The following is a 23,531-nucleotide window of genomic DNA, read 5'->3' on the forward strand; positions in this document are numbered from 1 at the left end:
CGTCGACCGCCGTCAAAGGCTTGGGCATGGCTCGAACTCATCAGGTCTTGTCACAATGCAGGCAGCGCCGATTCCGGCGCGCCGCAAGAGGATGTCGACATGAGCCGCGAAACCGAATTCCCCATTCACCCCCAATTCACTGAGCGCTGGAGCCCGCGTGCGCTGACCGGTGAGGCGATTGAGTTGCCGACGCTGCTGAGCTTTTTCGAAGCCGCGCGTTGGGCGCCCTCGGCCAGCAATGTGCAGCCCTGGCGTTTTGTTTATGGGCTGAAGGGCACGCCGGGTTTTGAGGCCATCTTTGCCAGCCTGGTGGACTTCAACAAAGGCTGGGCCAAGAACGCCTCGGCCCTGGTCGCGGTGATCTCGGCTGAGACCTGGCTGCCACATGGCACGACCGAGCCATTGGCTTTCGGGACCCACGCCTTCGACACCGGCGCGGCCTGGGCCAGCCTGGCTTTGCAAGCCCACCATGCCGGTTGGGTCAGCCATGCCATGGGCGGCTTTGATGCGGCCGTGCTGCGCCAGGGTCTGGCCGTGCCTGCCGGCTTCCACCTCAACTGCGTGGTCGCGATTGGCAAGCAGGGCGACAAAGCCATGCTGGCCGAAGCGCTGCAAGCCCGCGAAGCACCGAGCCCACGCAAACTCTTGAGCGAGATCGTGGCCGAAGGCCGGTTCAGCTTTTAAGCGCCTGCTGCCCATGCCTGAGCAGTGCTTGCTGGATCTGCGCCTGCCGCGCAGCTTGGATGTGATCGAGGCCTGGGCGGTTCGCGAAGGCGCGAGCCGCCTGGAGGCCTGGGTCTTCGAAGACCGTGCCACCCGCGCCGCCGCCGAGTTGCGGCTGGCGCAGCTGGGCATAGAGGCGCGGCTGCGCAGCGCTTACAAGCCTTTGCTGCATGCAGTGCTGGAGGACTTTGGCTTGGAGGCTGTCGGGCAGGACGGCGGAACGCCTGAGGGTCAGGTCTTGCGAGTACAGCTGCCGCAAGCCTTGGCGCAACGCTACCGCATGGAGGCTTATCCCCTGGCCGGCCTGCTGGCTGAAGGCGCGCTGCAGTTCGAATTGAGCGAGCCACAAGCCGCCGACACGGTTCTACTGCAACGCGGCGAGCAAGCCCCGCTGACTGTGTTCATGCCGCTGCGGGCCGACCATTCGGCCACCGCCTGGCTGCGTGCCTGGGCGGGCGAGGCCTTGCTGCGCGATGGCCCGCTGGTGGGCGATGACTACCAAGGTGTATTCGATGCCGTGCTGGCCGCGGTGGCCGCGCATGACTGGGGCTGGAATGAGCCCTATTTCCAGCGCCTCATGATCGAGGTGGAGATCGGCGGCATCGAAGCGGCTTTGCCTTTTGGCGATGAAGTCATCAGCACCCGCGAGGCCTTGCACGAGGACTTTTACTTCGGCCTGCTGGAGTTCTTCCAGCAACGCGCTGGCCGTGGCGCGGGCGACCGCAGCTTGCGGCCGGGCCAAATCGTGCCCATTGTTTTGCCGGCGGCGGCCGAGGTGCGCGAGACCCGGGTGCGCATGCGCTTACTCGAACATCCACTGTTGGCTGAATCTCAAGCCGAATCCCAAGCCGATGGCTTTGACCTAGCCGCGCTGGCCACCTGCGCCGCGCCGCTGAGCCCAGCGCTAGTGGCGGCCTGTATGGGCTCGCTGGCGGGCGAGCGTTTTGGCTGCCTGTCGACCCAGGGCCGCGCCGTGTCGGGCCTGCATCGCCGGGGCATGCGGCCGGCGGTGGTGATCACCGCCGGCCAACATGCCAATGAATGTTCTGGCGTGCTTGGCGCCTTGCGGGCCGTGGCGGAGTTGCAGCACCGCGCCGATGCGACCTATGCCTTGGTCGCGCTGGAGAACCCGGACGGCGCCGCGCTGCATCAGCAGCTCTGCCTGCAACAGCCCCGCCATATGCATCACGCCGCGCGCTTCACCGCCCTGGGTGACGATCTGGAATGGCGCACCGCACCCGGCCAGTTGGGCGAGAAGGCGGCCCGGTTGGAGGCGCTGCAGCGCAGCGGCGCGCGCCTACACCTCAGCCTGCACGGCTATCCGGCGCATGAGTGGACGCGGCCCTTGTCGGGCTATCTGCCGCCGGGCTATGCCAGCTGGGCGATACCGCGCGGTTTCTTTCTGATCATGCGTCACCATGCCGGCTTGGACCCCTGGCCTTATCTGCAGGCGCTGACGGCCGGGCTGGCGCTGGATGAGCGCTTACTGGAATTCAATGCCCGCCAGTACCGGCTTTGGGAGGCGCATTGGGGCGAGATGCCCATGCGCATCATCAATGGCATCGGCTGCATGGTGGCGGTGGACAGCCGCACTGACAGCGCACCCTTCACCCTCATCACCGAATACCCGGACGAGACGGTTTACGGTGAGGCCTTCCAGCTAGCGCACGACACGCAGACCCGCATGGTGCTGCTGGCCTGTGATTTGTATTGGCAGGGCTTGCTCGACCCGGTCTGATGGGCGCGGCGCCCTGCGGCGCTAGGCCGGCAGGCGCAGATCTGGCTCGCGCAGGATCACCGGCTGATACGAGCCACCGGCGATGCGGCGGCGCACGGCCGCTTCGATCGCCGCCGCATGGGCCAGATAGGTCGGCAGCGGCTGGTCATCGCTTTTGTCGCGATTGAAGACGTAGTGCAGGGTTTCTTTGCTGATGCTGGCGCCGACCCAGTCATCGCCGATCAGCGTCCAGAAACGCACGGTGCCGGAGTCGGCATGGAAGAAGGGGGCTTGTTGTGACATGGCGGGCCTGGCGGTGAAGCGCAAACAAGGCGCTGAAACTGCCAGCGGATGGGCGCAGTATGCGCCCGGCCATGCCCGCGTGCCATGACTGCGCCTATTCATCGGGTCTGGCCTGTGTACCGCCCGGGCTAAAGGCGCGGCCTTGCCCAGGGCTTTAGCCGCGGATGTGCGGGCCGGTGATGGGGCTGGCTATTTCTTCTCGGCCACATTCACCCAGCGCCACTCCAGCCAGTTGTCTGGCCGGTGCACCACCGTGACATGGCTGCGTGCCGCCCAGGGGATGAACTGGCGGTGCAGCGGGATGTAATGCACTTGCTCGGCCTGGCGCTTGAAGGCTTGGCGAATCAGCACTTCCCGCTTGGCCGGGTCGGCCTCTTTGGAACTGGCGGCGACGATGGCATCCAGCTCATCGTCCTTGAAATTGCCGCGGTTGTATTCGCCCACACCGGCGGTGCCGCGGTTGCGGTAGTGGCTGGTGAAGATGCTTTCCGGGTCGGTGATGGATCCGCCCCAGCCGAACAAATAGGCATTGGTGTCGAGCTGCTCCAGCTTGTTGAAGATGATGGCCTTGGGCTGCGCATTGACGCGGGCCTTGACTCCAATCTTGGCCCATTGCGAGGCCAGCGCCATGCAGATGCGCTCGTCGTTGACGTAGCGGTTATTGGGGCAGTCCAGGGTGAACTCAAAGCCATTGGCGAAGCCGGCCTCGGCCAGCAATTTCTTGGCGGCCGCTACATCAAAAGGCAGTCGCGCTTCAATCGCCGGGTCATTGAATGCGCCTAGCGGCGAGGGCACCACCGCGCCGGTGGGGGCGGATTGGCCGTTCATCAGCTTGGTCTTGATCGCCTCGATGTCGATGGCTTGATAGAGCGCACGCCGGACCCGCACATCTTTGAAGGGGTTCTTGCCGCTGCCGCCCAGCAAGGTGTCGCGGGCTTGATCCATGCCGATGAAGATGATGCGATTCTCGGGCCCGTTGATGACCTTCACGCCGGGCGTGGCGTTGAGTTTTTCAAGATCGCGCGGCGACGGGTCCAGCACGAAGTCCACCTCACCCGACACCAGGGCGGCGATGCGGGTCGCGTCGCTCTTGATCGGGGTGTAGACCACCTCCTGCAGATTGCCTTCGATCTTGCCCCAGTAGGCGGGGTTGCGTTTGAAGACGGTCTTGCTGTCGGGGGCGCGGCTGACCAATTGGAAAGGGCCGGTGCCGTTGGCGTTGAAGGCGGCATAACTTTCTTCTTTGGCGGAGAAGTCCTGCGTCTTGCTCGCCTTGTGGGCCTCGGCCCAGCCCTTGCTCATGATGTAGAGCGTGTTGAGGTGCTGCAAAAAGATGGGGTTGACCTGGCGCAGGGTGAACTCGACCGTCAGCTTGTCAAGCGCGCGCGCTTCGCCCAGCGCGTTGGCGTACATGGCGATTTGCGAGCTGGGCTGCTGGGCGCGCTGCAGCGAGAACACCACGTCCTCGGCCGAGAAGGGCCGGCCGTCGTGGAATTTGACGCCGGGGCGCAGCTTGAACACCCATTTCAGTGGGCCGGTCTGCTTCCACTCGGTGGCCAGCAGCGGCACCAGATTGAGTTGCTTGTCGCGCGCCACCAGGAACTCGTAGACCTGGGCATTCACCACATTGGTCAGCGTTTCATTTTGTGCGTAGGGGTCCAGGGTCAGCGGGTCGCCGGCCGCGGCCCAGCGCAGGGTTTGCGCCTGGGCGGGGAGCGTGGCGGCTGCTGCCAGCAGCAGTGCCCCTAGCGCCCGCAGGGGTGTGGCCCGGCCCTGATTCGTCACAAAAGATCGCATCAAAAAATTCTCCAAACTTCTCACCGCCAGGGCTTGGCAAGCCCGCGATCTGTCGATATGCTGTACGTTCATACAGTACTTCACTGCATCACTGCCCCAGCATACAAGCTCTAGCAAAGGCCTTTGAATCATGCAATCTCTCTACCGCCAGACCTACACTCCCGCGCCGATCAAGCACGTGCCCCTGTGGCTGCTGCGGGTGTGGCGTTGGTTGTGAAAGCTGGGCGGTGTGGCTAGGCGCCATACTGCCAGCTTTTGATATTCGCTTGCCGCGCATGCATATGCCAAATCGACAGTTCCGCGCCTTTTCAGCTAAGTCCGCCCGTTCAGCCTTGGCCGTCTCGGTCGCCCTCTTGCTCGGCATGGGCCCGAGTTTGGCCTGGGCCGAGATCACGCCGCTGGTGTGGAGTGAGGCGGGCGTGTTTGAAGCCAAGCTGCCAGTGGCGGCCGGCAAATTCGCCGAGGTCTGCGGGCCGGTGGCTGAAGGGCAGCGCATCGCGTGGCAGTTTGAGTCCGACCAGGCCTTGGACTTCAATATCCATTTCCACCTGGGCAAGCAAGTCAGCTACCCCGAGCGGCAGAAGCAAGTGCAGCGGGCTCAGGGTGAGTTGACCGTCAGTGCGCCGCAGGACCATTGCTGGATGTGGAGCAATAAGGGCTCCAGCGCCGGCACGCTGACGCTGCGCTTGAAGCGTTTGTAAGCCCAAGGCTTGCCCTTGGGCTGGCCGGCCCGCTGGGTGCGGGCGTCATGGGGGGGCGCTTTGCGATGCAGACCCGCCGCGCAGGCCGCGCCGCTGCAGGCCTGCCGCCACTAGCGCCCCAGCAGGCTGGGCAAGCCCGTCGCGAGCACCGGCAGCCAGGAAATCAGCACGGTGCCAATGAAGATGGCCAGCAGGGCGGGCAGCACCGAGACCGCCACATAGCGAATCGGTTTGCCGAACATGGCCGAGGCGAAGTAGACATTCATTCCGGCCGGTGGGCACAAAAAGCCCATCTCCATCGCCGCTAAAAAGATGATGCCGAAGTGCACCGGGTCGATGCCATAGCTCATCGCCACCGGCAGCAGCAGCGGCACCAGCACCACGATGGCGGCATAGATTTCCATCAGGGCGCCGGCCACGAACAGGAAGGCGCACAGGGCCAAGAGGAAGACGAACTTGTTTGGAATCGTGCCCTGCACCCATTCAATTGCCGCATCTGGTATGCCGGCATCGACCAGATAGTTGCTTAAGCCCAGCGCCATGCCCAGGATCAGCATCACCCCGCCGATGATTTGCGCGCAGTCCGACAAGACTTGACCAAGGCGCGCGGGGCTCAGGTCACGGTGCGCGAGCGCTTGGGTGAGGATGGCGTAGAGCGCAGTCAGCGCCGCGCTTTCGGTGGGCGTGGCCAAGCCGCTGGCCAGCGCGCCGATGGCGACCACGGGTGCCAAGACTTCCCATTTCGCAGCCCAGAAGGCCGAGAGGATCGAGCCGACTTGCCGTGGCGCCAGCCCGTTCGCCGCATTGGCCACATTTGCCGCAACAGGCTTGCCCAAGCCACCCCGGCGCAGGTAGCCGCCAAACACCAGCAAGCAAGCCACCATCACGACCGCCGGCACCAGACCGGCCAGAAACATGGTGTTGATGGGCACGCGGGCCATGATGGCGTACATGATCAGCGGCACCGAGGGCGCTAGCAGAACACCTAAGGCGCTGGCGCTGGTGACCAGGCTGATGCCGCGCCGCTCGGGGTAGCCGGCCTCGCGCAGCAAGGGCAGCAGCAAGCCGCCCAGGGCCAGAATGGTCACGCCGCTACCGCCGGTGAAGGCGGTGAACACGGAGCACAGCAGGGCCGCGGCCACCACCGTGCCGCTGGTGCTGCCGCCGAACATGGCTAAGAACAAATTGCCCAGGCGCTGCGCCGCACCGGTGCGGGCAAATATCAGCCCGGCCAGCGTGAACAGCGGCAGGGCCGGCAGCGAGGGGTTGACCGTGATTTGATAGTGCGACAGCGGCACGGTGGCCAGGGGCATGCCGTCTTGCCAGAACAGCGCCAGGGCCAAGCCGCCCAGGCCGGCAAAGATGGGGGCGCCGCATACCAGCATGGCGATGATCCATAGCGCCAGTGGCAGCAGCGGCAGGGCCTGGCCGTCGAAATGCTGACCCAGCACAAAACCCAGCAGCGGGAAGCCAAAGGCGGCCAGCACTTTGGCGGGCCCGTCAGCGAAGCAGCGCGCCCCCAGTTTCAAACCCAAGAGGCCGAAGCCCAAAGGCATCACCAGCTGAATCCACCAGCCCGGCACGCCATAGGCCAGGGCATGGGCGACCTCGCGCTCACTCGCCACAAAGCGCCAACTGGCATAGCCCAGCAGGCCGCAGACGAGAGCCGCGCTGCCTTCGGCAAACACACGCCGTGCGCTGCGGGCGAGTTGGGCGCGGCGACTGCCTGTCGCGTCAGTAAAGGCCGTCACGCCACCCGCCAGCGTGGTCAGGTGACCATAACGCTCCGCCGCCACGGCGCCGAACAACGTCATCACCAGGCCCAGATGCTGCACCAGCACCGAGGCGTTTTCGATGCCGCTGCCCAGCAATGGCCGCGCCAGGATTTCCACCAGCGGGATCACGCACATCAAGGCCAAGGCCAATGAGGCCAGGCCTTCGTCGAAGCGGGAGAACAGCGTTTTCAGAATGTGCACTTGCGGGGCTTCTTCTTGTTCTTTTTAAGGCTTGCCCGAACGGAAGGCCTTCACATGCGTGAATACCTCGTCAAAGGTGTCGGCCGGCACCATGGCGCCGCGGATGCGCGGGTAGAGCTTCTCCGCCAGCTCTGTCCATTCCTTGAGTTCGGCGGCCGAGGGCTTGTTGACCTTGAGGCCGCGCTTTTGCATCGCCTCCACCGCCTCGTCCACCTCGCGCCGAGCCTGGGCGCGCATTTGCACGGCCACCTTGTCGCTGCTGGCGCGCACCTGGCGCTGCACGCCGGGGCTCATCTCGTCCCAGGCCTTTTTGGTGATCACCAGGGCGCCGACGATGGGCGCCCAGTTGATGTCCAGCATATTCGGCGCCGAGGTGTAGACCTGGCTGGCCAGGGCGAAGTAGGGCGTGGCGGGGACGACATTGATCATGCCGGTCTGGATGGCGGGCAGGATGTCCGCCGTCTCCAGCGGCACGGGCGTGTAGCCCAGGCTTTTCATGATGTCTTGCTGCTCAGCCTCGGCGCCCCAAGCGAAGAACTTCATCTTCTTGAAGTCTTCGGGCCGGGTCGCAGCGGTCTTGGAAAAGAAGCGCACCCAGCCCGCATCACCCCAGGCCAGCACCACAAAGCCTTTGTCGAGAAACTTCTTCTCCATGGCCGGGCGCATCTTCTCGCGCACATAGTCCAGTTCCTCCCAGCTGCGGAACAGCAGCGGCAGGTTCTGCAGCGCCGCCACGCTGGGCTCGATCTCGCGCAGGCCCACGACGGACAGCAGCCCGCCCTGCAGCTGGCCGATGCGCATGCGCCGGGCAATCTCGGCTTCGCCGCCTTGGCTGCCATCGGGAAAGATCAGGTACTTCGCGCTGCCCCCTTCGGCCGCCTGCGCGGCGCGCCAAGCCTCGCCAATCTCGATCAGCTGGCGGTGGTAGAGCGAGTTCTTGGGCACCAGGCTGGCGATACGCAACTGCTTGTTGGCTTGGGCGCTAGCCAGCGGGCCACACAAGCTCAGGCTCAGCGCCAAAGTGGCAAGCAGCAGGCGGCGGCAAAAGTGGGTTGGCATCACAGGCCTCTTGAAGTTAGCAATCAAGTCAATCCAATCAAATCAAAACAGATCGGCCGCTTGGCTCAGCAGCCACTGCGCGCGCTCGCGTGCCACCTGGCTGGGCAAATCGTGGCGGCCTTGGGTGGCGGCAATGGCTTGGCGCAGCAGGGCTTCAAAGCCGGCGCGGTCCTGGGTCGGCAGGGCATGGCCTTCGGCCTTGGCCAAGAGTGCGGGTCCCGCTTGCGGGCCGGCGAAGGCAATGGCCTGGTCAAAGTAGGGCAAGGCCGTGGCGGCGGAGCCGCCGGCCCGGCTGGCTTCAAAAATGCCCATCAAGCTGGCCAGGGCGCCAGCGCCATAGTCGGCTTGTGCGGCATAGGCCAGCTGCGCCAGGCGCAGGGCGGCGGGCAGCTGGGCCACGGTTTCGGGCGAGTCTTTGGACAGGCTGATTTGCCCGCCCCAGGCGGCTGCGGCCCAGTAGGCCAGGCCGACTTGTTCGGGCTTCAGGCGCAGTGATGTGTTGCTGCTGTTGGCGCTGCCTGCGGCTTCGAGCGCGGCGCTCAGGCCCGGTGTCTGCTGCTCCAGCATGGCCTTGGCGTGGCGCTGGGCGCGCGCATACATGCGTGCCGCACGCTCGCGCAGGGCTTGGGCCTCAGTCGGGCTGCGGGCCTCGATGCGATCGGCCTCGCAGGCCAGAAAAGCGTAGGCGTACTGGGTAAAGCCGGCGGCCACGCTTTCAGCGAGTTTGGCGTTGCCGGGGTCTTGGCGCAGCAGGGCCTCGGATAGCTTCAGGTAGAAGGCGCCGGCATCCTTGGCCAGGCCCAGGTCTTCCTCAGTCGCTTGGGCTTGGCTGGCGATTTCATCCGAGGCCTGGCGCAGCAAATACTGGCGCGGGCTGCAGGCGCTGAGGAGAAGCAGCGCGCTGGCGCTTAGGGCAAGGCAGCGGAGCTTTCGGCGTAGGCACACGGCAGGGCGAACTCAGAAGGGTCGGACAAGCTGCCCAATCTAGTTCGCTTGTGTGACCCCGCCATGTCAGGGCCTGGCTCACTCGCCGCCCAGTGCTGCGTTGACGGTGTCCTCGCTCAGATCCGCCACACATTCCTGCAAAAAGCGGTAGGCAAAGCCACGCAGATAGTGGCCGCGCTTGAGGGCGATGCGGGTGGTATTGGCCTTGAACAGATGCGCGGCGTTCAGCAACTGCAGGCCTTGCTCGCCACCGTCGCGCTTGGGCTCAAACGCCATGCTGGCGACGATGCCCACGCCCAGGCCCACCTGCACATAAGTCTTGATCACATCCGCGTCCAGTGCCGACATCACAAAGTCAGGCGCCAGGCCGGCCGCCGCAAAAGTGGCGTCCAGGCGGGCGCGGCCGGTGTAGCCCTGGTGGTAGGTGATCAGCGGGTGTTCGGCCAAGGCTTCCAGCGTCAGCGAGTCGAGCTGGGCCAAGGCGTGGCCTTGCGGCACGACCACGGCGTGATGCCAGTCGTAGTAGGGGAAGGTGACAAAAGCGGGGTCTTGGTCGAGCGCTTCGGTGGCGATGCCGATGTCGGCCTCGCCTGATTGCAAGAGCGTGACGATCTCAGCGGGGTTGGCTTGATGCAGCACCAAGTGCACACGCGGAAACGCGGCCTTGAAGCGCGCCACCACTTGCGGCAGCGCGTAGCGGGCCTGGGTGTGGGTGGTGGCGATGGTCAGCTGGCCGACTTCGGCGTCAGAGAACTGGTCGGCCAGGCGTTTGATGTTCTTGGCGTCGAGCAACATGCGCTCGACGATCACCGCCAGCTCCTTGCCCGGCGCGGTCAGGCCCAGCAAGCGCTTGCCTCGGCGCACGAACAGCTCCACACCCAGCTCATCCTCAAGATCTTTGATGTGCTTGCTGACCCCCGACTGCGAGGTGAACAGCGCCGCCGCCACCTCGGTGAGGTTGAAGTTCTGTTGCACCGCTTCGCGGATGATGCGCAGTTGCTGGAAGTTCATGGGGATGGGTCAAATTCGGAAATTGGGCTTGTTCGGAATCAGGCCGACTGGGTGCTCTACTCCGCTCATGTCCTCCGGCTACGGCTAAAGCCTTCGCCTCCCCCTTGACTTCGCTACGCAGAACACCCAGCCGACCTGATTCAAATCGGCCTGTGCGGACTCTTGCAATATGTGCGCGGCGGGAGGCAAGTCGGGTGAGTGGCGTAGCGTAGTCAAGGGGGCGGCGCGGGCGCAGCCCGGGCCGGGGGACTGAACCTGGACACAAACAGTCCTGAGAACTGTTTGCGCCTGGTGAAGGCCTGGGCCTCTGGCCCAGGCATGAGCGAAGTCACTCACCCGACTTGCCGGCTTACTCCGACAAACTCAGAAAGAAAATCAAGCTGCCTTAGCCGCCTCAAACAGACTCAAGCGCGTGGCGTTCAGCCGCACCTTCTGGCCGCCCTGCAGATTCAAAGCCAAGGCCTGTTCGCGGCTCAGCTCGGCTTCCAGATGCTGGCCGTTCGGGCCCAGCAGCTCGACCCGGGCTGCAGCGCCAAAGCTCAGCACGCGGTCCACGGTGGCGGGCAGACCCGTAGCGTCGGCCGCGGTCAGGATCTTGAGTTCATGCGGGCGGGCATAGGCTTGCACATGGCCGGTTTGGATCAGGCTGTCGCCATGGCTCAGCTGGTGTTCGCCGATATGCACCGAGCCACCGGCGGCCTGGCCTTCGAAGCGGTTCACCGCGCCGAGGAAGCCGTAGACAAAAGGCGTGGCCGGGCGCTCGTAGACCTCTTGCGGTGTGCCCACTTGCTCTACGCGGCCGTGGTCCATCAGCACCACGCGGTCGGCCACTTCCAGGGCTTCTTCCTGGTCGTGGGTGACGAAGACGCTGGTGATGTGCAGATCATCATGCAGGCGGCGCAACCAGCGGCGCAGCTCCTTGCGGACCTTGGCGTCCAGGGCGCCGAAAGGCTCGTCCAGCAGCAGCACGCGCGGCTCCACGGCCAGGGCGCGGGCCAAAGCAATACGCTGGCGCTGGCCGCCGCTGAGTTGGGGTGGGAAGCGGTCGGCCAGCCAGTCCAGCTGCACCAGGTTCAGCAGCTCATGCACTTTTTTCTTGATGACGCTCTCGCTGGGCCGTTCCTTGCGCGGCTTGACGCGCAGGCCGAAGGCCACGTTGTCGAACACCGTCATGTGGCGGAACAAGGCGTAATGCTGGAACACAAAGCCGACTTGGCGCTCGCGCACATGGGTGTCGGAGGCGTCTTCGCCATCTAGCAAGACCTGACCCCGGTCGGCTGTTTCCAGGCCGGCAATGATGCGCAAGAGCGTGGTCTTGCCGCAGCCCGAGGGGCCCAGCAGAGCGACCAGCTCGCCAGTGGGAAAGTCCAGGCTGACGTCACCCAGGGCGGTGAAGGCGCCGAAGCTCTTGTTGATATTGCGAACTTGAATGCTCATGGGGCTTCCTTCAGGGTGGCGTGGGCACGCCACTCGACAAATTGCTTCAAAACGAGGGTCACCAGGGCCAGCAAGGCCAGGATGGAGGCGACGGCAAAGGCCGCGGCGAACTGGTACTCGTTGTACAAAATTTCCACATGCAGGGGCAGGGTGTTGGTCATGCCGCGGATATGGCCGGACACCACCGACACCGCGCCGAACTCACCCATGGCGCGGGCGTTACACAGAATCACGCCGTACAGCAGGCCCCACTTCACATTCGGCAGGGTCACCAGCCAGAAGGTCTTCCAACCCGAGGCGCCGAGCACGGTGGCGGCTTCTTCCTCGTCACGGCCCTGAGCTTGCATCAGCGGGATCAGCTCGCGCGCGACAAAGGGGAAGGTGACGAAGATGGTGGCCAGCACGATGCCGGGCACGGCGAAGATGATCTTCACATCGTGTTCTTGCAGCCAGGGGCCGAACCAGCCTTGCGCGCCGAACAGCAGCACATAGATCAGGCCCGCCACCACGGGTGAGACCGAGAAGGGCAGGTCAATCAGCGTGATCAAGAGCTGCTTGCCGCGGAACTCATGCTTGGCAATTGCCCAGGCGGCGCTAACGCCGAAGACCAGATTCAGCGGCACCGAGATCAGCGCGGCAATCAAGGTGAGCTTGATGGCCGAGACCGCATCGGCTTCGACGATGGCCGCGAGGTAAACATCAAAGCCCCTGCGCAAGGCCTCGGTGAACACCGCCACCAAGGGCAGCACCAGAAACAGGGCGAAGAAGCTCAGGCCCAGGCCCAGCAACGCGCGCCGAACCCAGGGCGCTTCGCGGGTGGCGGGGTTGCTTTGGTAGCGGCCCAGGGCTTTGTTGGCGCTTTGGCTTGCGCTCTGTGCGGCGCTCAGTGAAGAAATAGCGGCGGCCATTATTTGCGACCTTCCTGGCCATTGCGTTTGGAACTCCAGGCTTGCAAGCCGTTGATGGCCAGCAGCAGCACGAAGGAGAAGATCAGCATCACGGTGGCGATGGCCGTGGCGCCCACATAGTCGTATTGCTCCAGCTTGGAGATGATCATCAGCGGGGTGATCTCGCTGACCATGGGCAGATTGCCGGCGATGAAGATCACCGAGCCGTACTCACCCACGGCGCGGGCAAAGGCCAGGGCGAAGCCGGTCAGCAGGGCCGGCGTCAGCGTGGGCAGAACCACCAGGCGGAAGGTCTGCCAGCGATGCGCGCCCAGGGATGCTGCCGCCTCTTCCAGCTCAGTTTCCATGTCTTCCAGCACCGGCTGCACCGTGCGCACGATGAAGGGCAGGCCAATGAAGATCAGCGCCACCAGCACGCCCAGGGGCTTGAAGGCCACCTGAATGCCCCAAGGAGCCAGCAACTGGCCCAGCCAACCGTTGGGGGCGTAGAGTGCGGTCAGGGCGATACCGGCCACGGCGGTGGGCAGGGCGAAGGGCAGGTCGATCAAGGCGTCCACGATCTTCTTGCCGGGGAACTCGTAACGCACCAAGCTCCAGGCCAGGATCAGGCCGAAAACCAAATTGATGCTGGCGGCCAGCAGCGAAGCACCAAAGCTCAGCTTGTAGGACGCCAGCACGCGCGGCGCAGTGGCGGCGGCCCAGAAGGCCTCAAAGCCATGGCCGGCCGATTTGATGAACACCGCCGAGAGCGGGATCAGGATGATCAGCGAAAGATAAAAAAGCGTGAAGCCCATGGTGGGCGCGAAGCCGGGCAGCACGCGGCGCGGCTTGCGCTTTTTCGTCTGGGCCGGCAGCTCGGTCGGCGCTTGAGTCATAACAGCGGTGTTCATCGGGGCTTGGTGTCAGGAAGGGCGCGCGGTGCGCGCCAACTCAATTGCTCAGCGCTTTTGCGCGGCAATGATCTGGTCGTACTGGCCGCCATCGGCAAAGTGGGTCTTGCTGACCTTGGGCCAGCCGCCCAGGATCTGGTCCACCGAGAACAGCTTGATATTGCTGAAGCGCTTCTCATTGGCCTTGAAGACCGCCGCGTCACGCGGGCGGAAGTTGTGGCGGGCGATGATTTCCTGGCCCGCAGGCGTGAACAAAAAGTCCAGATAGGCCTTGGACAACTCGGCCGTGCCCTTCTTGGCCGCGACCTTGTCGACAATCGCCACCGGTGCTTCGGCGTCGATGGACACGCTGGGGCTCACCACCTCGAACTGACCCTTGCCGAATTCGTTTTCGATCAGCTCGGCCTCGGACTCGAACGTCAGCAGCACATCACCAATGCCTCGCTGGGTAAAGGTGGTGGTGGCGCCGCGGCCACCGCCGTCCAGCACCGGCACATTGGCGAAGATCTTGCTGACCAGTTCCTTGGCTTGCGCTTCGTTGCCGCCCTTGGCGATCACGCTGCCCCAAGCGGCCAGATAGCTGTAGCGGCCATTGCCCGTCACCTTGGGGTTGGGGATGATGACTTGCACGCCGGCGCGGGTCAGGTCGGCCCAGTCCTTGATTTGCTTGGGGTTGCCCTTGCGCACCAGGAACAGAATCGTCGAGCTGTAAGGCGCGGCGTTGTTGGGGAAGCGCTTGCGCCAGTCGGCAGGCGTCAGGCCTTTTTCGGCCAGCACGTCCACATCGGTGGCTTGGTTCATGGTGACCACATCGGCCTCCAGGCCGCCAATGACCGAGCCGATCTGCTTGCTGGAGCCGCCGTGCGACTGGTTCAGCGTCACCGTCTTGCCGGTCTTGGCCTTCCAGGCGGCAGCGAAGGCGGGGTTGATGTCTTTGTAGAGTTCGCGGCTGACGTCGTAGGAGACGTTGAGCAGGGTGTCGCTAGCGCTTTGCGCACGGGCCGGCAAGGCCACGGCGAGGCTGCCGAGCGAGGCCAGCGTGAACAGCGCAGCGATAGCGGAACGACGGGGACTGGACGAGACGGACATGGCAGTGACCTTGGGCAGAATTTTGCGAAGGTCTGCAGGATGCCCTGTGTTCCTTATTCGAGGAACAACTGTTTTGGAATTTGCTTATCTGGAATAAGCAAATAGAAATTTCCGCAAAGGGCGGCCCGAGGGTGTTGGCCGGCCGGGCCGCCGGGTTTGCATGTGCAGGCGTTTTGCTGATGGCGTGAGTTTGGCGCGCGCCATCAGCTGGCTTGTTGGCCCTGCCCTCAGCGGCGGGCAAAAGCCTCGGCAGGCGCGGTCAGCACAAAGCTCTTGCCCACCTCGGGCGCATCCTTTCCGCCAAAGTCCAGCACAAAGGTGAAGCTCTGTTTGGCGCTGCCGCCCTCGCACTGCAGCTTGGCCATGGCCCGGCGTACCGGTTTGCCAAGGCTGTCGCGCAAGAGGCCAAATTGCTGGACCGAGCTGACTTGGCCGCCTTCCACCTCAAAGCGCACCAACAGGCTGCCGGTTTCGCCTGAACGCTGCCATGTGCTCGTGAGCTCGTCTTGCAAGGTCTGGGCGAAGCCCGGGCAGGCCTTGAGCACATCGGTGCGCACATCGGCCGGCATCCGAACGATGCCGCCGTCTTCCTGGATCACCACACGGCTGCCGGGCGTTGCGGCCAAGGCGGCGCCACCGATCAGGGTCAACAGGATGGCGGTCAAAAACTTCTTGCTGGTGTTCATCAGAGCTTCCTCGCTATGGTTGGGGGATAACCAGCGCTGGATGACTCCAGTTGACGCCTTGTTCAAGGTGCTGGCTTGAACTCAGATTAGTAGCGGCTTGGCAGCCGCCCTAGGCGTGAACGACCAGGTGCAGAAATGAAGGGATGGAGCCGCGTAATCGACGACGAATTGCGCCGGCCCTGCGGGTTAAAACTATTGACAACGCAGGGTGCTTGGGTGTCGAAAGTAACGTTTCTTCTGCTCGGCTCGACGCAGAAAGATTAAAGCCCGTGCGTCACCAGCTTGAAGTCGCGGTCTTCCTCGAAGGGCTTGATGGCGAAGCCCAGGCTCTTCATCAGCTTGAGCATGCTGGGGTTGTTGGCCAGCACCAGGCCCTGGATCTCGGCCAGGCCCTTTTCTCGCGCCACGTCCATGATGCTTTCCATCAGCCGCGAGCCCAGGCCCAGGCCCTTGAAGTCGTCGGCCACCAGCAGCGAGAACTCGCAGCTGGATTGATCGGGGTTGGTGATGTAGCGCGAGACGCCGACGATGCGCTCGGTTTCGCTGATCTCGCCGTCCGCCCCGGCCACCCGTTCCTTGGCCACCGCCACCAGGGCCATCTCGCGGTCGTAGTCGATCAGGGTGAAGCGGGCCAGCATGGACGGTGGCAACTCCACCATCGAGGAGACGAAGCGGAAGTAGCGGCTCTCCGGGCTGAGGTGCTGCACCAGGTCTTGCAGCATCTGCGCGTCGTCGGGGTGGATGGGTCGCACCAGATACTCGCCGCCGCCGCGCAGTGGCCAGATCTGCTCGTAGCGCGCCGGGTAGGGCAGGATGGCCAGGTGGCTGTAGCTGTTATTGCTGCGCCCGCTGATGGTTTGCTGCGCACTGTCGATGACGATGCGCGCATCCACCGCCACCGCGCCATGCTCGTCGATGATGATGGGGTTGATGTCCATCTCGCGCAGCTGGGGCAGCTCGCACACCATTTCCGACACGCGCAGCAGCAGTTGCTCCAGTGCTTCCATATTCACGGCGGCCGCGCCGCGCCACTCGCCCAGGGTCTCGGCCACGCGCGAGCGTTCGATCAGGCGGCGCGCCAGGAACTGGTTCAGCGGTGGCAGCTCCATGGCGCGGTCATTGATCAGCTCGATCATGGTGCCACCGGCGCCGAACACAATCACCGGGCCGAAGGGCTCGTCGGTGACCAGGCCGATGTAGAGCTCACGGCCGCGCTTGGCGCCCGCCATTTTCTGCACCGTGATGCCGTTGATGCGCGCCTGCGGCTGCAGGCGGGCCACGCGCTCCACCATATCGTTGTACGCGTCGCGCACCGCCGCACCGCTGGCCAGATTCAGCACCACGCCCTGCACATCGGATTTGTGGCTGATGTCGGGAGAGGCAATCTTGATCGCCACCGGGAAGCCCAGCTGGGTGGCGATCATCATGGCCTCGTTGGCGCTGCGCGCCAGGATGGTGTTGGTGACCGGGATGTGGAAGGCCGAGAGCAGGGTCTTGGACTCCATCTCGGTCAGCACCTTGCGGCGCTCCGCCAGCACGCTTTCGATCACCAGGCGGGCGCCCTCGATATCGGGCTTGGCCAGGGTCGAGAGCGGTGGCGGCGTTTGCTGCAGCAGCAGTTGGTTTTGGTAGAAGGAGGCGATATTGCCGAAAGCGCCCACCGCCGCCTCGGGCGTGCGGAAGCTGGGAATGGCGGCCTCGTTGAGCAAGCCGCGCGCGGCGATCACCGAGGTGTCGCCCATCCAGCAGCACAGCAAGGGCTTGCCGATGCTGCGCTTGATGTCGGCCAGGGCGCTTGCCACGGCCGAGGCATCGCCGCCAACCTTGGGTGAGTAAATGGCCAGCACGCCGTCGATCTGGCGGTCGCGGCAGGCGATTTCGATGGCCGCCTTGTAATGCTCGGCGCCGGCTTCTTCGGATAAATCGATCAAATCGGCCAGCGAGGCCTGCTCAGGCAGGCGCGGCTGCAAGGAGGCGACCGACTCGGCCGACAAGCGGCCCAGGCTGAGCGAGATTTCATTGATCCAGTCGGCCGCCAGCACGCCGGGACCGCCGCCGTTCGTGACCACCGCCAGGCGCTTGCCCACCGGCCGGTAGCGCGAGGCCAGGCATTTGGCGGCCGAGAACAGCTCGACAAAGGAGCGCACCCGCACCGCGCCGGCGCGGCGCAGCGCGGCGTCAAACACATCATCACTGCCAACAATCGTGCCGCAATGGGTTTGCGCGGCCTCATTGCCGGCCGGCCGGCGGCCGGCCTTGAGTACCACCACCGGCTTGGCATTGGCGGCCATGCGCAGCGCACTCATGAAGCGGCGCGCGTTCGGGATGCCTTCGAGGTAGACGATGATGCTGTGCGTCTGCGCATCATTCGCCAGAAAGTCCAGCACCTGGGCAATGTCCACCGAGGTGTTGGGCCCCAGCGAAACCACCGAGGAAAAGCCCACGGCGTTATTGCTGGCCCAGTCCAGCATCGAGGTGGTCAGCGAGCCGGATTGGGACACCAGGGCCAGCGGCCCATCGGTGGCTAGCGGCCCGGCGGCACTGGCATTGAGTTGCAGGCGCGGGCGCTGCAGGCCCAGGCAGTTGGGGCCGAGCAGGAACATGCCCTCGCGGCGGGCGATTTTTTTCAGCTCCGCCGCTTGCTCGGCGTTGATGCCGCTCGAGATCACCAACGCGGCGCGACAGGTCATGCGGCCGGCCACTTCCAGCGCAGCCGGCACATCCTCCGGCGGCAGGGCGATGATGGCCAGATCGGCCTGCGCCTGCGCCAATTCGGCCAGGGTGCCGGTGGTGTGGATGTCGAGAAACTGCAAGGTGCCGGTGTAGCGCTGCGCCCGCAGCGCCGCCCGCAAAGCCTTGGCGTGCGGGGTCAGGCCTTGCGCATCGTCGCTTTGGCCGGCGAACACCACCACGGATTGCGGGTGGAACAACTGACTCAGATAGTGCTTGTCCATGGGCTTCAGTGTGATCGCTGTGGTGGCGCGGCCGATTGTGCTGGATCAATCCGCACCGATCAGCACCTTCACATGGGCGGCGGCGCTGCGGCCCAGTGGGCTCAGCACATAGCCGCCCTCCAGGCAGGAGATAACGCGGCCCTGGCAATGGCGCCGGGCCACGTCCATCAACTGCTGGGTGACCCATTCGAAGTCGGCCTCGACCAGGCCGAGATTGCCCCCGTCGTCCTCGCGGTGAGCATCGAAGCCGGCCGAGATATAGATCAGCTGCGGCCGGAAGGCTTCCAGCGCCGGCAGCCATTGCTCGGTCACCGCCTCGCGGAACTGCTTGCTGCCCGAGCGGGTGGGCAGGGGCACATTGACCATATTGGCGGCGGTGTCCACCTCGCCGGTGAAGGGGTAGAGGCCCTGCTCGAAGATGGAGCACATCAGCACCCGGGCGTCGCCGCGCAAGATGTCCTCGCTGCCGTTGCCGTGGTGCACATCGAAGTCGATCAGGGCCACGCGCTCCAGCCCGTGCACGTCCAATGCATGGCGGATGCCCACGACAATATTGTTGAAAAAGCAAAAGCCCATGGCTGCGGCACGCTCGGCATGGTGGCCGGGCGGGCGCACGCAGCAAAAGGCGCTGGGCGCTTCGCCCGACACCACCAAATCCGTCGCCAGCACGGCCGCACCGGCCGCGCGCCGCGCGGCGGTCAGGGTGAAGGGGTTCATGCTGGTGTCGGGGTCGACTTGGCGGTGGCCCTCGCTGGGCGAGGCGTCCATCAGCTCGCGCACATAGAGCGAGGAGTGCGCGTGAGAGAGCTGATCTTCGGTGGCCAGCGGCGCATCGTGCGGCTGCATATAGTCCAGCAGCCCCTTGATCAGCAACTGATCATTGATGGCGCCCAGGCGCTCAGGGCATTCGGGGTGTTGGGCGCCCATTTCGTGGCGGGCGCAGTCGGCGTGGGTGATGTAAGCGGCAAGCATGACAGTCTCCGGTCACACCCTGTTGGCGATATCGGGTGTTTGCACCAGTCTAGGGAGGGGCCGCTGACCCCAGCATTACAAGCCGGCAATCTGGTCGCTCGGCTGGGCTGGCTTTGGCCGGCACGCAACAGCTTGGCGAGTGCGGGGCTTCAGCAGCCGCTTGGCGCCCTTGCGCGCGCGGGCACTTTGTCCGCCATCGGCCTTGGCCTTGTTTCCTTGTTTCGTGTTCTTTTTCCGGGTGCTTCGCTTTCAACGCCCCCCCAGAAGAAGGGGGGGCGCACAAGCAGGCGAAATTGCCCGTCTCCTATGAAAAAGGCTCCAACACAAAAATCGGCTGCTTTGGCGCGCAGGGTTTTTACGCGTGTGACTTATTTCCTCAAACGCTATGGTCGGCGCCTGCCCTCCCGGCATTGAATGAGTGGCCAATAGCCGCTTGTCCTCAACTTCTCCTCAGCACACCAAGGAGTTTCTATGCGAGTTTTGACACGGTCGCTGTTTGCCAGCACCCTCATTGCCGGGGCCATCGCTGCCTCACCGCTGCAGGCTTCGGCCGCTGTTATCGATTTTGATGAGCCCGGGCTTGCCAACCTGTACTTCGCCGGCGAAAGCTTCCAGCAGTCCGGCTTCAATATGACCGTGGGTTACGACTTCGCCACGGTGGACGTGGCAGCCGCCCTGGCCGCGCCACCATCGGGCAATAGCACGCAGTTCTACACACAGGGTAATGAAGGCTTCCTGACCTTGACAAAGGCCGACGGCGGCCTGTTCAACCTGAATTCGTTTGACGCCGCTTTCGTGCCGCTGGTGCCTGCCCCAGGCGGCCAAACCACCATCGCAGCGGTTGGCACCAAGGCCGATGGCACGCTGGTGGGCTGGGCCTTCTTGTTCGCGCCAGCCGTTGCCGGCTCGTATCAATTCGCGCAGTACAGCGGTGCTGACTTCTCGGTCTACACCAATCTCAAGTCGGTGGAATTCTTCGCCTGCAGCTTTGACGGTGCCAATGTGTGCGCCTCGCCGCTGCAAAACAACGGGCAGTTCGCGCTCGACAACATCAATGTCACCGCCGCCGTGCCCGAGCCTTCGGCTGCCTTGATGCTGGGCCTCGGCCTGGGCGGCATGGCCTGGCTGCGCCGCCGCCAAACCAAGGCCTGACCGGCTATCCGCCGGCACGGGTCCGCTTCGTTGTTGTTACCGCAACTCGCTAGGAGTTTTCGATGAACCACAAGAAATTGCATATCGCGCTGATGCTGGGTTTGGCCACGCTCAGCATGGGCGCCGTCGCCCAGAACAGTGGCAAGAAGATCTACATCGTTCAGATGGCCGACGCACCGGCCGCCACCTATGACGGCAAGCTCGCCGGTCTGGCGGCCACCAAGGCTGCCGCTGGCGCGCGCTTCAATGCCGCCGGTGCCAATGTGAAGAGCTATCGCAGCTATCTGACCTCGCAGCACAGTGCGGTGCTGAGCCGCGTCGGCGCGCCCGCTGCCTTGCACAATTACACGGTGGTATTCAACGGCTTCTCGGCCGCCCTGACGCCGGCGCAGGCCAAGGCTTTGCAGACATCCACCAAGGTCGTGTCGGTCACCGAGTCCCGGCTGATTCCGGCCGACACCACCCGCACGCCCGACTTTCTGGGCCTGACAGCACCGGGCGGCTTGTGGTCGCAACTGGACACGGCCGCGCGCAAGGTCAAGGGTGAAGACGTCATCATCGGCGTGCTCGACACCGGCATCTGGCCCGAAACCGCCTCCTTCGGCGACAAGGTCGATGCCCAGGGCAATCCGGTTCCTTATTACCAGGCGGGTACCTCGGTCTACGGCCCGCCACCCGCCAAGTGGAAAGGCACTTGCGTGGCCGGTGAAGGCTTCACCGCCGCCATGTGTAATAACAAGCTGATCGGTGCGCGCTACTACGGCGACGCCTGGTATGCCGGCGCTGCTAACAGCGGCGGCGCATACGCCGCGCACCCACGCCTGGAATACAAGTCTCCGCGTGATGGTGGCGGCCACGGCAGCCACACGGCATCCACCGCGGGTGGCAATGCCAACGTCAATGCGACCATCAATGGCACCGCCATCGGTGGCATCTCCGGCATGGCGCCACGCGCTCGCATCGCTGTCTACAAAGTGCTCTGGACGTCCACCACCACGCCGAACAATGATGGCGGGCAAACGGCCGACATCTTGGCCGCCATCAACGACGCGGTGGCTGACGGTGTGGACGTGATCAATTATTCGATCAGCGGCACCCAAACCAATTTCAACGATCCGATCGAAATCGCCTACCTGAACGCAACGGCGGCCGGCGTGTTTGTGGCGGCCTCCGCCGGCAATAGCGGCCCGGCCAATCAGGTGGCGCACATGAGCCCCTGGCTGATGACGGTGGGCGCCTCCACCCATGACCGCCAGGCTCTGGCTGATCTGGTCTTGGGCGATGCTTCCGTGTACAGCAACGGGGTCTCGGTGTACGGCAGCACCTTGACCGGCTCGATGATTCTGGCCGACTCGGCGGTCGCTTCTGGCCAAGCCGTGGCCGATGCGCAGCGTTGCTTCGCAGGCACGCTGGACCCGACCAAGGTGAGCGGCAAGATCGTCGTCTGCGATCGCGGTGTGAGTGCGCGGGTCGAGAAGAGCGCCGAGGTCAAGCGTGCTGGCGGCATCGGCATGGTCTTGGTCAACGCCGACGCGAATTCGAACGGCCTGGTGGCGGACTTCCATTCGGTGCCCTCCATCCACCTGCCGGTGGCTAACCGTGCAGCCATCCGCAACTACGTCACCGCGGGCTCGGCCACAGGCACGATCAAGCCGCCCGCCGCGCCGCCCGCCATCGTGGCGCCGGTGATGGCTGACTTCTCCTCGCGCGGCCCCAACAAGGCCAACGGCAATATCCTCAAGCCCGATATCACCGGCCCGGGCGTGGACATCCTGGCGGCCTATATCGATGACAGCCAGACCCAGGCGCAGCACGACGCCACCATCGCCGGCACCTATCTGCCATTGGGTGGTGCCACCTCCATGCAAGGCACCTCGATGTCCAGCCCGCATGTGGCCGGCATTGCTGCCTTGCTCAAGCAGCAGCATCCCAGCTGGTCGCCTGCGGCCATCAAGTCGGCGATGATGACTTCTGCTGGCCCGGTCAAGCTGGCCAATGGCGTCCCTGACCTTGATCGCTGGGGCTATGGCGCGGGGCATGTGAATCCCAATGCCGCGACGGCCACGCCGCTGGTCTATGACCTGACGGCTGCCGACCATGGCCGCTTCCTGTGCGGCATTGGCCTGACGCCGCCAGCAGGCATCGGCAGCTGCGCCAGCTTGGGTTCGATCGCCGCGACCGACCTGAACCTGCCGTCCCTGACGGCCAAGGGCGTCGTGATCTCCAAGACCTTCAACCGCACGATCAAGAACGTCAGCACGGCGACCAAGACCTTTGTGGCCTCCGCCACGCTGCCGTCTTGGGACGTGGTGGTGACACCGGCTTCCTTGACCTTGGCTCCCGGCGCCACCGGCAGCTTCACCGTCAAGGTCACCCCGGGTGCGGCCGTCTCAGCCAGCGCCTGGTCCTTCGGTAGCCTGAGCTGGAGCGACGGCGTGACTTCGGTCACCAGCCCGCTGAGCGCCAATGGCAGTGCCGGTGGCTTCTCCATCCCGGCCTCGGTCAGCGATGTGCGCAAGACCGGCAATGGCAGCAAGGTGTTCTCGGTCACGTCGGGCTATAGCGGCAAGCTGGGTCTGACGCCCGTGGGCCTGGTGCCTGCAACGCGCAATGCCAACAACATCACCACGGGTCAGAAGCAGTGCTACGACGTCGTGGTGCCGGCAGGTGCCTTGCTGGCGCGCTTCCAGCTCTTTGACGCCGATACCAGCGGCCCGGTCGACCTGGATCTGGACATCTATGCCGGCCCTGGCGGCACCGGTGCCAATGTCGGCTCCAGCGGCGGCGCCACCACGGATGAGGTGGTCAGCCTGAAGGCACCTGCGGCCGGTACCTACTCGGCTTGCGTGAGTGGCTACGACACCACCAATGGCCCCGGCGGCAAGGTGGACTACGCTCTGTCCAGCTGGACGCTTGGCCCCGTCGTCGGTGCGCAAACCTTGCGCGCTGCTGGCCCAACTGCTGTCTACGCTGGCGGCACGGCCTCGATCGGTCTGGGCTGGTCGGTGCCTGTTGGCCATCGCTACCTCGGCCAGGTGCAGTTCAACGACACCACCAACGCCGTCCCGGTCAGCCTGGGCACGACCTTGGTGTTTGTCGACAACCGCTAAGCGCGCTCAATGCCGTAGCGCCCGAATTTCGGGTGCTGCGGCCCAAGCGCCAAAAGCGCCAAAACAAAGGGCGGCTTGCATCAGCAAGCCGCCCTTTTCTA

At 64.6% G+C, this 23,531-nt stretch carries 18 protein-coding genes; 5 read left to right on the forward strand and 13 right to left on the reverse strand.

Features of this window, described 5'->3' with window-relative positions; genetic code table 11:
- The first annotated feature begins 99 nt into the window (after positions 1 to 99).
- Positions 100 to 684 (forward strand): nitroreductase family protein, encoded by a 585-nt coding sequence (locus tag AABB87_RS11215; RefSeq protein WP_341971322.1) that lies wholly within the window; start codon positions 100 to 102, stop codon positions 682 to 684.
- A gap of 13 nt (positions 685 to 697) precedes the next feature.
- Complete coding sequence (locus tag AABB87_RS11220; protein WP_341971323.1) at positions 698 to 2,461, forward strand: hypothetical protein; 1,764 nt, start codon at positions 698 to 700, stop codon at positions 2,459 to 2,461.
- A gap of 21 nt (positions 2,462 to 2,482) precedes the next feature.
- Here AABB87_RS11220 and AABB87_RS11225 read toward each other — a convergent pair whose 3' ends face one another.
- Together AABB87_RS11225 and AABB87_RS11230 are read right to left on the reverse strand one after the other, a co-directional pair.
- Positions 2,483 to 2,743 carry a DUF1488 family protein gene (locus AABB87_RS11225; protein ID WP_058720869.1) on the reverse strand — a complete coding sequence of 87 codons (261 nt, stop codon included), beginning with the start codon at positions 2,741 to 2,743 and terminating at the stop codon, positions 2,483 to 2,485.
- Between the two features lie 189 nt (positions 2,744 to 2,932).
- A complete protein-coding gene (locus tag AABB87_RS11230; protein ID WP_341971324.1) occupies positions 2,933 to 4,540 on the reverse strand; it encodes an ABC transporter substrate-binding protein in 1,608 nt (535 codons plus the stop codon).
- A gap of 275 nt (positions 4,541 to 4,815) precedes the next feature.
- Here AABB87_RS11230 and AABB87_RS11235 point away from each other — a divergent pair, with 275 nt between their 5' ends.
- Positions 4,816 to 5,241 (forward strand): hypothetical protein, encoded by a 426-nt coding sequence (locus AABB87_RS11235; protein ID WP_341971325.1) that lies wholly within the window; start codon positions 4,816 to 4,818, stop codon positions 5,239 to 5,241.
- Between the two features lie 110 nt (positions 5,242 to 5,351).
- Here the strand turns inward: AABB87_RS11235 and AABB87_RS11240 are convergent, their stop codons facing one another.
- From AABB87_RS11240 to AABB87_RS11290, 11 genes are all read right to left on the reverse strand, one after another.
- Positions 5,352 to 7,217 (reverse strand): TRAP transporter large permease, encoded by a 1,866-nt coding sequence (locus AABB87_RS11240; RefSeq protein WP_341971326.1) that lies wholly within the window; start codon positions 7,215 to 7,217, stop codon positions 5,352 to 5,354.
- Positions 7,218 to 7,241: 24 nt separating this feature from the next.
- Positions 7,242 to 8,276 carry a TRAP transporter substrate-binding protein gene (locus tag AABB87_RS11245; protein ID WP_341971327.1) on the reverse strand — a complete coding sequence of 345 codons (1,035 nt, stop codon included), beginning with the start codon at positions 8,274 to 8,276 and terminating at the stop codon, positions 7,242 to 7,244.
- A 42-nt stretch (positions 8,277 to 8,318) separates the two neighbouring features.
- Positions 8,319 to 9,221 (reverse strand): TRAP transporter TatT component family protein, encoded by a 903-nt coding sequence (locus tag AABB87_RS11250; protein WP_341971329.1) that lies wholly within the window; start codon positions 9,219 to 9,221, stop codon positions 8,319 to 8,321.
- Between the two features lie 78 nt (positions 9,222 to 9,299).
- Entirely contained in the window at positions 9,300 to 10,232 is a 933-nt protein-coding gene (locus AABB87_RS11255; protein WP_341971331.1) for a CysB family HTH-type transcriptional regulator, read from the reverse strand.
- 375 nt (positions 10,233 to 10,607) lie between these two features.
- Complete coding sequence (locus AABB87_RS11260) at positions 10,608 to 11,669, reverse strand: sulfate/molybdate ABC transporter ATP-binding protein (protein ID WP_341971332.1); 1,062 nt, start codon at positions 11,667 to 11,669, stop codon at positions 10,608 to 10,610.
- Complete coding sequence (gene cysW, locus AABB87_RS11265; RefSeq protein ID WP_341971333.1) at positions 11,666 to 12,577, reverse strand: sulfate ABC transporter permease subunit CysW; 912 nt, start codon at positions 12,575 to 12,577, stop codon at positions 11,666 to 11,668. Before cysW ends, AABB87_RS11260 begins: the two co-directional genes overlap by 4 nt.
- A complete protein-coding gene (cysT, locus tag AABB87_RS11270; RefSeq protein WP_445944860.1) occupies positions 12,577 to 13,452 on the reverse strand; it encodes a sulfate ABC transporter permease subunit CysT in 876 nt (291 codons plus the stop codon). The genes cysW and cysT overlap by 1 nt, the downstream gene beginning before the upstream one ends.
- 63 nt (positions 13,453 to 13,515) lie before the next feature.
- The gene (locus AABB87_RS11275) at positions 13,516 to 14,556 is read right to left on the reverse strand and encodes a sulfate ABC transporter substrate-binding protein (RefSeq protein WP_341971335.1); all 1,041 of its coding nucleotides are present in this window, start codon (positions 14,554 to 14,556) and stop codon (positions 13,516 to 13,518) included.
- Between the two features lie 227 nt (positions 14,557 to 14,783).
- Positions 14,784 to 15,242, reverse strand: coding sequence for a hypothetical protein (locus AABB87_RS11280; protein WP_341971336.1), 459 nt, complete (start codon positions 15,240 to 15,242; stop codon positions 14,784 to 14,786).
- A gap of 260 nt (positions 15,243 to 15,502) precedes the next feature.
- Entirely contained in the window at positions 15,503 to 18,196 is a 2,694-nt protein-coding gene (locus AABB87_RS11285; RefSeq protein ID WP_341971338.1) for a bifunctional acetate--CoA ligase family protein/GNAT family N-acetyltransferase, read from the reverse strand.
- Between the two features lie 45 nt (positions 18,197 to 18,241).
- A complete protein-coding gene (locus tag AABB87_RS11290) occupies positions 18,242 to 19,168 on the reverse strand; it encodes a histone deacetylase family protein (protein ID WP_341971339.1) in 927 nt (308 codons plus the stop codon).
- A gap of 471 nt (positions 19,169 to 19,639) precedes the next feature.
- On the opposite strand from AABB87_RS11290, the gene AABB87_RS11295 reads away from it, so the two are divergent.
- Both AABB87_RS11295 and AABB87_RS11300 read left to right on the forward strand, forming a co-directional pair.
- Positions 19,640 to 20,320, forward strand: a complete 681-nt coding sequence (locus AABB87_RS11295) for an NF038120 family PEP-CTERM protein (protein ID WP_341971340.1) — start codon at positions 19,640 to 19,642, stop codon at positions 20,318 to 20,320.
- A gap of 62 nt (positions 20,321 to 20,382) precedes the next feature.
- Positions 20,383 to 23,430, forward strand: a complete 3,048-nt coding sequence (locus AABB87_RS11300; RefSeq protein WP_341971341.1) for a S8 family peptidase — start codon at positions 20,383 to 20,385, stop codon at positions 23,428 to 23,430.
- Positions 23,431 to 23,531 lie beyond the last annotated feature (101 nt).

The organism is Roseateles sp. PN1 (assembly GCF_038419725.1).
Classification (GTDB): domain Bacteria; phylum Pseudomonadota; class Gammaproteobacteria; order Burkholderiales; family Burkholderiaceae_C; genus Paucibacter_A.

Excerpts from the sequence above, each read along its gene's own strand:
- AABB87_RS11215 (WP_341971322.1), top strand. The coding sequence starts at position 100 with ATGAGCCGCGAAACCGAATTCCCCATTCACCCCCAATTCACTGAGCGC.
- AABB87_RS11245 (WP_341971327.1), bottom strand. The coding sequence starts at position 8,276 with ATGCCAACCCACTTTTGCCGCCGCCTGCTGCTTGCCACTTTGGCGCTG.
- AABB87_RS11255 (WP_341971331.1), bottom strand. The coding sequence starts at position 10,232 with ATGAACTTCCAGCAACTGCGCATCATCCGCGAAGCGGTGCAACAGAAC.
- AABB87_RS11275 (WP_341971335.1), bottom strand. The coding sequence starts at position 14,556 with ATGTCCGTCTCGTCCAGTCCCCGTCGTTCCGCTATCGCTGCGCTGTTC.
- AABB87_RS11235 (WP_341971325.1), top strand. The coding sequence starts at position 4,816 with ATGCATATGCCAAATCGACAGTTCCGCGCCTTTTCAGCTAAGTCCGCC.
- AABB87_RS11230 (WP_341971324.1), bottom strand. The coding sequence starts at position 4,540 with ATGCGATCTTTTGTGACGAATCAGGGCCGGGCCACACCCCTGCGGGCG.
- AABB87_RS11280 (WP_341971336.1), bottom strand. The coding sequence starts at position 15,242 with ATGAACACCAGCAAGAAGTTTTTGACCGCCATCCTGTTGACCCTGATC.
- cysW (WP_341971333.1), bottom strand. The coding sequence starts at position 12,577 with ATGGCCGCCGCTATTTCTTCACTGAGCGCCGCACAGAGCGCAAGCCAA.
- AABB87_RS11295 (WP_341971340.1), top strand. The coding sequence starts at position 19,640 with ATGCGAGTTTTGACACGGTCGCTGTTTGCCAGCACCCTCATTGCCGGG.
- AABB87_RS11290 (WP_341971339.1), bottom strand. The coding sequence starts at position 19,168 with ATGCTTGCCGCTTACATCACCCACGCCGACTGCGCCCGCCACGAAATG.
- AABB87_RS11220 (WP_341971323.1), top strand. The coding sequence starts at position 698 with ATGCCTGAGCAGTGCTTGCTGGATCTGCGCCTGCCGCGCAGCTTGGAT.
- cysT (WP_445944860.1), bottom strand. The coding sequence starts at position 13,452 with ATGACTCAAGCGCCGACCGAGCTGCCGGCCCAGACGAAAAAGCGCAAG.
- AABB87_RS11285 (WP_341971338.1), bottom strand. The coding sequence starts at position 18,196 with ATGGACAAGCACTATCTGAGTCAGTTGTTCCACCCGCAATCCGTGGTG.
- AABB87_RS11225 (WP_058720869.1), bottom strand. The coding sequence starts at position 2,743 with ATGTCACAACAAGCCCCCTTCTTCCATGCCGACTCCGGCACCGTGCGT.
- AABB87_RS11260 (WP_341971332.1), bottom strand. The coding sequence starts at position 11,669 with ATGAGCATTCAAGTTCGCAATATCAACAAGAGCTTCGGCGCCTTCACC.
- AABB87_RS11300 (WP_341971341.1), top strand. The coding sequence starts at position 20,383 with ATGAACCACAAGAAATTGCATATCGCGCTGATGCTGGGTTTGGCCACG.